The organism is Rhizobium sp. BR 317, from assembly GCF_047445835.1.
Lineage (GTDB): Bacteria > Pseudomonadota > Alphaproteobacteria > Rhizobiales > Rhizobiaceae > Rhizobium > Rhizobium paranaense.
On record NZ_JARWLB010000004.1, the window covers coordinates 151539 to 163677 of the forward strand.

Annotated in this window: 9 protein-coding genes; 8 read left to right on the top strand and 1 reads right to left on the bottom strand. The window is 60.8% G+C overall.

Going from position 1 to position 12139, the window contains the following annotated elements; all coding sequences use genetic code 11:
• The 8 genes from cydD (at window position 1) to QD357_RS08170 (ending at window position 11787) form a co-directional block, all read left to right on the top strand.
• Complete coding sequence (gene cydD, locus QD357_RS08135; protein WP_107108870.1) at window positions 1-1755, top strand: thiol reductant ABC exporter subunit CydD; 1755 nt, start codon at window positions 1-3, stop codon at window positions 1753-1755.
• Window positions 1752-3443, top strand: a complete 1692-nt coding sequence (gene cydC / locus QD357_RS08140; protein WP_107108871.1) for a thiol reductant ABC exporter subunit CydC — start codon at window positions 1752-1754, stop codon at window positions 3441-3443. The genes cydD and cydC overlap by 4 nt, the downstream gene beginning before the upstream one ends.
• Before the next feature lie 80 nt (window positions 3444-3523).
• A complete protein-coding gene (locus tag QD357_RS08145) occupies window positions 3524-5125 on the top strand; it encodes a cytochrome ubiquinol oxidase subunit I (protein WP_107108872.1) in 1602 nt (533 codons plus the stop codon).
• Between the two features lie 5 nt (window positions 5126-5130).
• Window positions 5131-6285 carry a cytochrome d ubiquinol oxidase subunit II gene (gene cydB, locus QD357_RS08150; protein WP_107108873.1) on the top strand — a complete coding sequence of 385 codons (1155 nt, stop codon included), beginning with the start codon at window positions 5131-5133 and terminating at the stop codon, window positions 6283-6285.
• Between the two features lie 20 nt (window positions 6286-6305).
• Window positions 6306-6431 carry a cytochrome bd-I oxidase subunit CydX gene (gene cydX / locus QD357_RS08155; protein WP_107108874.1) on the top strand — a complete coding sequence of 42 codons (126 nt, stop codon included), beginning with the start codon at window positions 6306-6308 and terminating at the stop codon, window positions 6429-6431.
• Window positions 6432-6621: 190 nt separating this feature from the next.
• On the top strand, window positions 6622-7806 hold the full coding sequence (locus tag QD357_RS08160) for an acetate/propionate family kinase (protein WP_107108875.1): 1185 nt from the start codon (window positions 6622-6624) through the stop codon (window positions 7804-7806).
• A 70-nt stretch (window positions 7807-7876) separates the two neighbouring features.
• Window positions 7877-10294 (top strand): phosphoketolase, encoded by a 2418-nt coding sequence (locus QD357_RS08165; RefSeq protein WP_107108876.1) that lies wholly within the window; start codon window positions 7877-7879, stop codon window positions 10292-10294.
• Between the two features lie 755 nt (window positions 10295-11049).
• Complete coding sequence (locus tag QD357_RS08170; protein ID WP_107108877.1) at window positions 11050-11787, top strand: LuxR C-terminal-related transcriptional regulator; 738 nt, start codon at window positions 11050-11052, stop codon at window positions 11785-11787.
• Between the two features lies 1 nt (window position 11788).
• Here the strand turns inward: QD357_RS08170 and QD357_RS08175 are convergent, their stop codons facing one another.
• Window positions 11789-12067 carry a transposase gene (locus QD357_RS08175; protein ID WP_028751823.1) on the bottom strand — a complete coding sequence of 93 codons (279 nt, stop codon included), beginning with the start codon at window positions 12065-12067 and terminating at the stop codon, window positions 11789-11791.
• Window positions 12068-12139 lie beyond the last annotated feature (72 nt).

Sequence of the window (12139 nt, forward strand, 5' to 3'; positions counted from 1 at the left end):
ATGACGACGGCTTTCTTCGATCCCGACCTCAGCCCGGAAGAAACGCAGACGGTAGCGCCCGATGCCGGGCCGGCGGCAAAGCGAAATCGGCCAGTCCGACCACGAAAGCCGGCAGGGCTCTTGCTTGCCGCAGCCCTGCAGACCGCGGCAGCTCTGGTCTGGATTCCGCAGGCAGCCCTCCTCGCCTTCAGCGTTGGCGTCATAAACGATGGCGACAGCACGATGGATGTGGCCTTTACAGCGCTTGCAATACTGGCGCTCGGCATCGTTCGCGCCGCTCTCGATGCCGCCGGCGGACGCACCGCCTTCCGTACGGCGAGATGCGAACTGACATCGCGGCGCAATCGCGCCGTTGCAGCGCTTGCGGCCCGCTCACCGCTCGATATCGGCAAGCCGGCCTCCGGTCTCGCCGCGAGTGTCGTCGGCGAACAGGCCGAGGCGATCGTCCCCTATCTCGCCCGTTTCCAGCCGGTACGTATGAAGGCAAGCGCGGTGCCGCTCGTCATCCTTGCCTGCGTCTTTCCCGTTTCCTGGATTGCGGGTCTCATCCTGCTTATCTCGGCACCGCTCATCCCGATTTTCATGGCTTTGATCGGCTGGCGCGCCAAAGCTGCCAGTGAAAAGCAACTGGCCGAAACCGGCGGCCTCAACGCCTTTCTGCTCGACCGCCTGCGTGGGCTAACGACGATCCGCGCGCTCGGCGCCGTCGATGTCACGGCCACACGGCTGCGCGCCGATGCGGATTCGCTGCGGCAGCGTACGATGGCGGTGTTGAAGATCGCCTTTCTGTCCTCTGCCGTTCTCGAGCTTTTCGCCGCCCTCGGCGTTGCCGCAACCGCCGTTTACATCGGCTTCAGCCTGTTGGGCTCGATCGATATCGGTACATGGCATGGCCGGCTCACACTGACGCAAGGGCTTTTCATCCTTCTGCTCGCCCCGACCTTTTTCGAACCCTTGCGCGAACTTTCAGCCGTTTGGCACGATCGCGCCAATGGCGAAGCGGCGCTTGCGGCATTGAACGCCCTATCCTCGCAAGGACCTACAATTCTTGGTGGCGATGAACGAGATATCGGCGATGGCCAGATGCTGCCTGCCGCTCCCTCCGTTGAGATCGACCGGCTTGCCTTCCGCTACGCGCCGGACCTTCCGGCGGTCATCGACAATCTCTGTCTCGACGTTGCGGCCGGAGAACATGTAGCGCTTTGGGGCGCCAGCGGCTCCGGCAAGACCACGATCCTCTCGCTGATCGCAGGGCTCGCGCCACGGGAAGCCGGTGTGATCAGGATCGGCGGCATCCCGCTGGCTGACAATAACGCCGCCTCCCTTCGCCGTCGCATGGCCTGGATCGGACAACGGCCGCATATTTTCTCCGGCAGCCTGAAGAGAAATGTCGGCCTCGGACGCGCCGATATCGATGACCGCGCCATCGACGATGCACTTCGCAGCGTGCGTTTGGACGGCGTGATTGCTGCGAACGAGATCGCCGCAGTCGGCGAAAACGGCCTTGGCCTTTCCGGCGGAGAAGCGCTGCGGTTGGCACTGGCCCGTGTAGCCGCCAACCGGGAGGCCAGCATCATCCTCGCCGACGAGCCGACCGGTCATCTCGACGCCGCCACCGCGGCCGAGGTGACCGAAGCTTTGTTGGCATTGGCGAAGGGCCGCACCCTGATCGTCGCGACGCACGACCCGATGCTTGCATCGCGCCTCGACCGCGTCATTCGGCTCGAAGCGGACCGCAAGGAGATTGCCGCGTGAGACGGAGCCTCGCAACGCTTCTCCCGGTCATCCGCCTGTTCCATGCCGAGCGCGGACGCGGTCTCTGCCTCGGCGCGGTGCTATCGGCGGTGGCCGTGTTGGCTGGCGCCGGATTGCTCGGCCTTTCCGGCTGGTTCATCACCGCGACGGCGCTCGCCGGTGCCTCGGCAACGACCGCCATCGTCTTCGACGTCTTCGCGCCATCGGCCGGCATCCGCCTGCTCGCCATCGGCCGCACGGCAGCACGCTATGGCGAGCGGTTGGTAACCCATGACGTAACCTTGCGCGTTCTCGCGGCCTTGCGCGAAAGGCTCTTTCGCGGCTGGGCAACGCCCGGTAGCGCCGCAGCCATGATGCGTCGCCCGGCCAAGCTACTGTTCCGGCTCACAGCCGACATCGACGCGCTGGATTCGCTTTACCTGCGGGTGCTGCTGCCTGCAGGCGTCGCCCTGCTGTCGGCGCTTGCCGTCGGTGTAGCGCTGGGCCTGATGCAGCCGCTCTTTGGGATTGTGATCGGCCTTTGGCTCATCACCACCGGCCTCGCCATCCCCTTGATCGCCGGCCGAATGGCAATGAAACCCGGACGTCGCCGTGCCCACGCGATGGAAGCGCTCCGCGCGCGCATCATCGATCTGGTCGCCGGCCAGACAGATCTCGCCATGACCGGCCGCCTGCGGGCGCAACGCGTCACCATCGGCGAGGCTGACCGGCGTCTCGCGGAAGCGGACCACGCATTGAACAGGATCGAAAACGTCGTTGGCATCGGCTTCTCGCTCGCCTCCACCCTTCTGCTGACAGCCACGCTGTTGACTGTCGCCATTCTGGCAAAAGAGGGCGTCATCGGCGCTCCGGCAGCCGCCTTCGGCTTGCTGATCGCCTTTGCCGCCACGGAGCCTTTCGCAGCACTGCGTCGTGGCGCGCTGGAGCTCGGCCGCACGCTGCTTGCCGCCAGGCGTATTGCCCCGCGCCTCGCCCCTAGAAACGTAGCCTCTGAGATCGCACGACCGCATAAAGGTTATGCGTTCCAGTTGGACGTCGTCAGCGCTCGTTACGAGAGCGCCCGGCATCCGGCAATCGAGACCCTTTCCCTGTCGCTAGCCGTCGGCGAACCACTTGCTCTTGTCGGGGCCAGCGGCGCCGGAAAATCCACGATATTGGCTTTGCTTGCCGGCGAAATCGCTCCGGCGTCCGGCACGGTCGCCTCTCTCCAGGCGACCACGCTGACGCAACGCACTGAACTCTTCGACGATACGATCCGCGGCAACCTGTTGCTCGCCAACCCGCGTGCAAGCGACGAAAGGCTTCACCAAGTACTGGAGGCTGCAGGCCTCCTTGCTGACATCAAGGCATTGCCGAAAGGGCTTTCGGCTCGCCTCGGCGAAGGCGGCATCGGCCTGTCCGGCGGCCAATCGCGCCGGCTGGCACTTGCCCGGCTTTTCCTGCGCGACACGCCGCTCTGGCTGCTCGATGAACCGACCGAAGGGCTCGACAGCGAAACCGCGCGCGCCGTTTTACGCGAGATCGCCGGCAACGCCACCGGCGGCAGCCTCGTCATCGCCACGCACATACGCCGCGAAGCCGCGATCGCCGATCGCATCGTCATGCTCGAACACGGCCGCGTCACGGCAACGGCGCGGCGCGGCGAACCAGAATTCGACGCCATCCTGAACCGGCTGCGGCCGGACTGAGGCGGCAAACTGAAAGTACAATTACGGCGCCCCGAATAGCGCCGCGCGACCAAACCCCGTTGGACCGTGGGAGAAAGACTATGGAACTCGACATCGTGGCGCTATCGCGCCTGCAGTTCGCGATGACGGCGCTTTATCACTTCCTGTTCGTACCGCTGACGCTCGGCCTCTCCGTGTTGCTTGCCATTATGGAGACGACCTATGTCATGACGGGACGGCAGATCTGGCGCCAGATGACCAAATTCTGGGGCACGCTGTTCGGCATCAACTTCGTGCTTGGCGTCGCCACCGGCATCGTCATGGAATTCCAGTTCGGCATGAACTGGAGCTATTACAGCTACTACGTCGGCGATATCTTCGGTGCGCCGTTGGCAATCGAAGGGCTGATGGCCTTCTTTCTGGAGGCGACCTTCGTCGGCCTGTTCTTCTTCGGTTGGGACAGGCTCTCCAAGGTCGGGCATCTCATTGCCACCTGGGCCGTCGCGCTCGGCTCCAACTTCTCGGCACTCTGGATTCTCATTGCCAATGGCTGGATGCAGAATCCCATCGGTTCGGCACTCAATCCGCAGACAATGCGTATGGAGATCACCAGCTTTTTCGATGTCGTCTTCAACCCTGTCGCCCAGGCAAAGTTCGTTCACACGGTATCGGCCGGCTACGTCTGCGCCTCCATCTTCGTGCTCGGCGTTTCCGCCTGGTACATGTTGAAGGGTCGCCACATCGAGATCGCCAAGCGCTCGATGACGGTCGCCGCCTCCTTCGGCCTGGCTTCGGCCCTTTCGGTCGTCGTCCTCGGCGACGAGAGCGGCTATCTGTCTACCGAGCATCAGAAGATGAAGCTCGCGGCAATCGAGGCCATGTGGGAAACTGAACCGGCGCCCGCAGCCTTCACGGCCTTCGGCTTTCCGGATCAGCAGGCGCGCGAGACTCATTATGCCGTGCACATACCGTGGGTCATGGGCCTGATCGGCACGCGCTCGCTGACCACCGAAATCCCCGGCATCAACCAACTTGAGGAGCAGGCGAAGACCCGCATCCGCGACGGCATCAAGGCCTACGACGCGCTGTTGAAGATCCGCGCCGCTCAACCGGCCGCCGCCGGCGCCACGGCCCAGGACACCTCCATCCAGCAGGCACGCGCCTCCTTCGAAGATATCGGCCATGAGCTCGGCTACGCCCTGCTTCTGAAGCGCTATGTCGATGATCCCCGTCAGGCGACCGACGCCCAGATCGATCAGGCCGCCCGCGATACCATCCCGAACGTGCCGACCCTCTTCTGGTCCTTCCGCATCATGGTCAGTCTCGGCATGTTCTTCATTCTGCTGACGGCAACCTTCTTTTGGCTCTCGGCCCGCCGCCAGCTTAACCGTTCCCGTCTGTTGCTCAGGATCGCCGTATTCGCCATCCCGCTGCCTTGGGTTGCCATCGAGGTCGGCTGGGTCGTCGCCGAGTTCGGCCGCCAGCCCTGGATTATCGAAGGCGTGCTACCAACCGCCGCCGCTGTTTCCAATCTCGGAGCCGGTAGCGTGCTTCTCACCCTGCTCGGCTTCGCCGCGATCTACACGGTGCTGATCGTCATCGAGATGAGCCTCATGCTGAAGGCCATCCGCAAAGGCCCGGAACCGGACGACGAGCCGGAAGCCGACCTCATCTCCGAAACTCTCGTTCCCGCTGCGGAGTAACCACCATGATCCTGCATGAATTGATCGACTACGAAACCCTGCGCATTATCTGGTGGCTGCTGCTCGGCGTTCTGCTGATCGCCTTTGCGGTGACCGACGGCTTCGATCTCGGTATCGGCGCCCTCCTGCCCTTCGTCGCGAGGACGGATACCGAGCGGCGTATCGCCATCAATTCGATCGGCGCGACCTGGGAAGGCAATCAGGTCTGGCTGATCCTCGGCGGCGGTGCCATCTTCGCCGCCTGGCCGCCGCTTTATGCAGTCTCCTTCTCCGGCTTCTATCTGGCGATGTTCGCGATCCTCTTCGCGCTGATCCTGAGGCCGGTGGCGTTCAAATACCGCTCCAAGCGGGACAGCGCCCGCTGGAAGGCCGGCTGGGACTGGGCGCTTTTCATCGGCGGCTTCGTTCCTTCGCTGATCTTCGGTGTCGCCGTCGGCAATGTGCTGCAAGGTGTGCCGTTCCGCTTTGCCGACGACATGCGGATCTATTACGAGGGTTCTTTCTTCGAGCTGCTTAATCCCTACGCCCTGCTTTGTGGCCTGCTCTCCGTCGCCATGCTCACCATGCATGGCGCGGCCTGGCTGCAGTTGAAGACGAATGGCATCGTAGCGGAGCGGGCCCGCAGTTATGGCATCATGGCGGCGCTCGCGACGATCGTGCTATTTGCCCTCGGCGGCCTCGCCCTGTGGTACGGCATCGACGGCTACCGCATCACCAGTGAGATCAACACGATCGGGCCGTCCAATCCGCTTTTGAAGACCGTCGATCATGCTGCCGATGCCTGGCTCAGCAATTATCACAGCCACCCCTGGATGATGATTGCGCCGACCATGGGCTTTCTCGGCGCTATCGCGGCACTTGTGTCGATGCTTGCCCGTCGTGAACTGGCGCCGCTGCTCTTCAGCCAGCTCGCCATCATCGGCATCATTTCGACGGTCGGCCTCTCGATGTTCCCCTTCATCCTGCCATCCTCACTCGACCCGCGCTCCAGCCTCACGGTCTGGGATGCATCGTCCAGCCATATGACGCTGTTCATCATGCTGGTCGTGGCGCTGATCTTCCTGCCGATCATCTTCCTCTATACGGCCTGGGTTTACCGAGTGCTCTGGGGCAAGATCGACACCAATACGGTCAACGACAAGAGCGGCCACGCCTACTGATCTCGAAAAGGAGAAAGAACATGTGGTATTTCGCCTGGCTCCTCGGCTTCCCCCTCGCCGCCGCCTTCGCTGTCCTCAATGCAATGTGGTACGAAATCGTTGACGACGATGCAAAGAAGCAGGGATTGCCGAAGCAGGCTCCCTAAGCTCGATCTTGCAGATTTCGCCGGGCGCGATCCTTTCGTCGCGCTTGGCCTGACGGTTCGGCTCAATGGAACAAACAGCCGCCGAATTGCCTTTTGCCGCCGTAAATCCTGCAGTTTGACGGCGCTCCAGTCTTCGCTTTGCACATAGCGGCGAGTCTGCGTTCCCTACTCCTCCGAGGATGCCGGTATCATGACGAACGGAAACCTGCTTCTGACTTTCAATGCCGGGTCCTCGACCGTCAAAATCGGCGTGTTTGAGATCCGGGCAGGCAAAGCCGACCGCATCGGCAAGGGCCTGATCGACTTTCGCCGCCGCCCCCTTACCTTCCATTTGACGGAGGGGCCTGCCGCCTTCGATCGTTCCCTGCAAACCGATGCGGATGAGCAATTGCATGAGGTCGTGGACGAAACTTTCGGCATCCTTGGCGAGCATTTCGATATGTCGGCGGTCTACGCCGTCGGCCATCGCGTCGTCCATGGAGGCGATTTGTTCACCGGTCCCGTGCGCCTCGATGAAGACCGTATCCGCGATATCGACGGCCTGACCGTGCTTGCACCGCTGCACCAGCCGCAGGCGCTGCGCCTGATCCGCGCCGTCAAGCATTTGCGACCGACGCTTGCACAAACCGCCTCCTTCGACACGGCCTTCCACGCGACACAGAGCGATCTCGTTCGCCGCTTAGCTCTGCCGCGCGCGCTGCACGATCAGGGGATCAAACGGTACGGCTTTCACGGCCTTTCCTATGCCTTCATCGCCGCCGAGATGCGGCGGCGGGCACCCAAGGCGGCTGCTGGCAAGGTCGTCGTCGCCCATCTTGGCAGCGGGGCCAGCCTCTGCGCCCTCGATAGGGGCGAAAGCCGGGATTGCAGCATGGGCTTCTCGACGCTGGATGGCATTCCCATGGCGACACGCTGCGGCAATCTCGATCCCGGTGTGCTGCTGCATCTGCTCGGGCCGAAAGGCGGGACGCTGGAAGAGCTCGAAGACATGCTCTACCACAAATCCGGCCTGCTCGGTGTCTCCGGCATCAGCGCCGACACGCGGGATCTGCTGAAGAGCCAGAGGTCGGAGGCGCGAGAGGCGATCGCCCTGTTTTGTCTGCGCATCGGCGGCGAAGTCGGCCGAATGGCGGCAACGCTCGGGGGTCTGGACAGCATCGTCTTCACTGCCGGCGTCGGCGAGCATCAGCCGGAAATTCGCGCTGACATCTGCGACCGCCTGCACTGGCTGGGGCTTGAGATCGACAGGCATGCGAACGCAGCCAATGCGCCTATCATTAGCACATCATCAAGTTCTGCTACGGCTTTCGTCATCCCGACGGACGAAGAGCAGATTATTGCCGATGAAGCCCTGTCGATTTTTGCGGGCGAATGATCCAGATCATAAGTGCCCCGCTCTATCGGCGATAGTTTCGTATTCAACCCCATTGAATTGGAGCAATCACATGAAAGAGCAGGTAACCGCACCCTCCGCCACCGTGCTTGGCACCACCGAACTCGACCTTATCGACCGCTATTGGCGCGCCGCCAACTATCTCTCGGTCGGCCAGATCTATCTTCTCGACAATCCCCTGCTGCGCGAGCCGCTGACGGCCGACCATATCAAGCCCCGCCTGCTCGGCCACTGGGGCACAACCCCCGGCCTCAATTTCATCTACGCCCATCTCAATCGCATCATCCGCAATCGCGATCTCGATATCATCTATATCTGCGGCCCCGGCCACGGTGGTCCCGGCATGGTCGCCAATACCTATCTCGAAGGCACCTACAGCGAAATCTATCCGGATATCTCCGCGGATACCGACGGCATGCGCAAACTCTTCCGTCAGTTTTCCTTTCCCGGCGGCATTCCGAGCCATGCGGCGCCGGAGACGCCCGGCTCGATCCATGAGGGCGGCGAACTTGGTTATGCCCTTGTCCACGCCTATGGCGCCGTCTTCGACAATCCCGATCTGATCGCTGCCTGCGTGGTCGGCGATGGCGAGGCCGAAACCGGCCCTCTGGCAGCAAGCTGGCATTCCAACAAGTTCATCAACCCCGCCCGCGACGGCGCCGTGCTGCCGATCCTGCATCTGAACGGCTATAAGATCGCCAACCCCACCCTTCTCGGCCGCGCCGGCGATGAGGATCTCCGCCAGCTCTTCACCGGCTATGGCTATGAGCCTTTCTTTGTCGAGGGTTCTGACCCTCACCAGATGCATCAGGCCATGGCCGCGACCTTCGAACAGGCCTTTGATCGCATTCGCGCCATCCAACAGGAGGCCCGCAACGGCGCGCCCGGCAATTCCTGCCCGCGTTGGCCGATGATCGTATTCAGAAGCCCGAAGGGCTGGACGGGCCCCAAGGAAGTCGATGGTAAGAAGGTCGAAGGTTTCTGGCGGGCCCATCAGGTGCCGGTTTCCAATTGCCGCGAAGATGCCGCCCATCGGAAAATCCTGGAAGACTGGATGCGAAGCTACGATCCGCAGGATCTCTTCGACACCGACGGACGCCTGAAGGGCGATTTGCGTGCACTTGCACCGGCAGGCAAACGGCGCATGGGTGCCAATCCCCATGCCAATGGCGGCCTTCTGCGCCGCGAACTCATAACGCCTGCGATCGGTGATTACGCGGTTGCCGTCAAGGAAGAGCGCGGCAGAACGGTGGCGCAATCGACGGAAATCCTTGGTCGCTATCTGCGCGATATCCTGACCCTCAACGCAGACAACGCCAATTTCCGCATCTTCGGTCCCGACGAGACGGAATCCAATCGTCTCGGCAGCGTCTTCGAAGTGACAGACCGTGTCTGGATGGAAGAAATCAAGCCCTATGACGTCGGTCTAGCCCGTGACGGCAGGGTGATGGAGGTCCTAAGCGAACACCTTTGCCAGGGCTGGCTGGAAGGTTACCTGCTGACTGGACGTCATGGCCTGTTTTCCTGCTACGAAGCTTTCATCCATATCGTGGATTCGATGTTCAACCAGCATGCCAAGTGGCTGAAGGTGTCGCGCGAACTGCCGTGGCGCAAACCGGTTTCTTCGCTGAACTACCTGCTGACGTCGCATGTCTGGCGGCAGGACCATAACGGCTTCAGCCACCAGGACCCTGGCTTTGTCGATCTCGTTGCCAACAAAAAATCAGACATCGTGCGCATCTATCTGCCGCCGGACGCCAATACGCTGCTGTGGACATCAGATCATTGCCTGAAGACCTATAATCGCATCAACGTCATCGTCGCCGGCAAGCAACCGGAACTGCAGTGGCTGCCGATGGACGAAGCCGTCCAGCATTGCGAGGCCGGCATCGGTATCTGGCATTGGGCAAGCAACGAACAGAGCGCCGTGGAGCCCGATGTCGTCATGGCCTGCGCCGGCGACGTGCCGACCATGGAGACGCTTGCCGCGGTCGATCTCCTCCGCCAGAACATTCCGGAACTGTCGATCCGCGTCGTCAACGTCGTCGACCTGATGGCGCTGCAATCCAACGAGCAGCATCCGCATGGTCTCACTGATGAGATCTTTGACAAGCTGTTCACGCCGGATCGGCCTGTCATCTTCGCCTATCACGGCTATCCCTATCTGATCCATCGCCTCACCTATCGGCGAACCAACCATGGCAACATTCATGTTCGCGGCTTCATCGAGGAAGGAACGACAACAACGCCGTTCGACATGACCGTTCTCAACGAACTTGACCGCTACCACCTCGCCATTGGGGCAATCGAGCGCGTGCCGGGACTGAAGGAAAAGGCCACCGATGCGGTCAAGCTTTTCCGCGACAAACTCGAAGAGCATCATCGTTACGTCCGCCAGCATGGCGAGGACATGCCGGAGATCAGCGGATGGAAATGGCCCTATGATAATAAAGGTGCGCGTATCACCTGAGCGGATCGGCAGAAAAAGCAGGAAATGAGAGGTCACGTCCGGCGCTATCCGCCTGCGGCGGCGAGACAGCAATGTGCGTCAAGCCAGCCGTAAGGTATTGAGCGAAAACGATCCTGCACCGTAGCCAGGAGAGGCCAATCTTCTGAATGCGCGGCATCGTGACAGAACGATCTTCACGGTGTCGGCCCATAAATGATCGGATACCAATCAAATTCTAGCAAGTTTGTTGATAGGATAGGTGCAGATCTTACATTGCGTTGCACACTCACGCTCTCCGAGGCGATATGCCGATAACAGGAGCAAGATAGCCGGCTCTCATAACCTTCCATCCATCGGTTGAATTCCAGCCTCCGCCAGCCGAGGCTTTCTGGCTGGGCGCCGATAGAAGACAGAGTGATCTCATCGCTCTTGAGAGAGCCCGCTCCCCAGGATTACACCGCGCGATCCGAACAGTCCTTATTTTTCAATAGCTACCGTCCTCAAACCGAACGACTGCGGACATTGTCGCGCGATTGCGGTCTCACTTTTCGGACCGCCGATAATCGAGAAAACCGCACCTGGAAAGGCTTTACGGGCACGCCCTCAATCAATTAGGTGGCCTGCAAAACCGCGCCTTAGAGTTGTGATTAGATGATGCTTACATTACGTCACATTGAGTCGCAGGGGGATTAATCCCCATTTTATCATGACATGAAACACCAAGCGGTATAATATTCGCGCCGAGATGGAACGCATTTATCCTTGGGGGGCGACACGTGTCCATCAGTTCCAGAACGAAACGCCGGATCGGTCGCAATGCACCGACGGTCATCATAATAGACCACCATACACTTGCCCGTACGACCATCGTGAAACTTCTTGAGCACGAACTCGCCGGCTGGGAATTTGTTGATATGGTCTCTACTGAGAGTCTTGATAGGGCTCTTGGAATGGACGTGCGTCTGATTGCTTTGGGTTTGGAGGGCAGGAGCGTAGAGAGCGCCGGTCTGCTTGACGATCTTACGGCGATTGCCGAACGTTTTTCCGAAGCACCGATCGCGCTGCTGTCGAGTACGGATGACGCCTCGCTGGCCTCTCAGGCGCTGAAAATGGGCATTCGAGGCTTCTTCACCACGTCCATTCCCATAGAGATTGCCCTTGCCGGGCTACGGCTCGTTCTCGCAGGCGGCATATTCTGTCCGCAGCCGCTGGATACGCTGACGACCGGCCCAACCAGGCACATCGACTCTCATGAGGATGGTCACAGGATGATAGAGGCGCGGGCGCATAGTCCCGATCTTGCCGACTTCACGCCGCGCGAAGCGGATGTGCTTGCAGAATTGCAGCGCGGCTGTTCGAATAAGGTCATTGCGGGAAAGCTCAACCTGTCAGGCCACACGGTGAAAATGCACGTGCAGCACATTATGCGCAAGTTGCAGGTCCAGAACCGGACCGAAGTCGTTGCCCGTCTAGGTTATAGGCTAACCAACGGACATGATGTGGCGGCATCGTAAATTAAGCGCTTTCCTTGGAAGTCTTTTCAAGCATTTCGCTTAACGTTGCCGCAGCCAGCATGGTCTCAGCCAATAGCTTCTTGAGCTTCCGGTTCTCCTCCTCCAGGGCCTTGAGCCTTTTGACGTCGAAGCCGACATTCTTGAGCTGCAGGGATTGCCACCGATAGAAGGTCGGCTCGCTGATCCCGTATTTGCTGCACACGTCCGTCACTGTCATGCCACCCTGATGCTCCTTCAGAATGTCCATGATCCTGTCATCATTGAATTTTCTCTTACCCATCACTGCGTCCCTTCGACGGCGACATGCTAGAAATTCAGAGGCGCCAGGAAGGAATGGTGGGAGTACCAATCC

Coding starts and splice junctions, on each gene's coding strand:
- cydD (WP_107108870.1), top strand. CDS start 1: ATGACGACGGCTTTCTTCGATCCCGACCTCAGCCCGGAAGAAACGCAG.
- QD357_RS08145 (WP_107108872.1), top strand. CDS start 3,524: ATGGAACTCGACATCGTGGCGCTATCGCGCCTGCAGTTCGCGATGACG.
- cydB (WP_107108873.1), top strand. CDS start 5,131: ATGATCCTGCATGAATTGATCGACTACGAAACCCTGCGCATTATCTGG.
- cydX (WP_107108874.1), top strand. CDS start 6,306: ATGTGGTATTTCGCCTGGCTCCTCGGCTTCCCCCTCGCCGCCGCCTTC.
- QD357_RS08160 (WP_107108875.1), top strand. CDS start 6,622: ATGACGAACGGAAACCTGCTTCTGACTTTCAATGCCGGGTCCTCGACC.
- QD357_RS08165 (WP_107108876.1), top strand. CDS start 7,877: ATGAAAGAGCAGGTAACCGCACCCTCCGCCACCGTGCTTGGCACCACC.
- QD357_RS08175 (WP_028751823.1), bottom strand. CDS start 12,067: ATGGGTAAGAGAAAATTCAATGATGACAGGATCATGGACATTCTGAAG.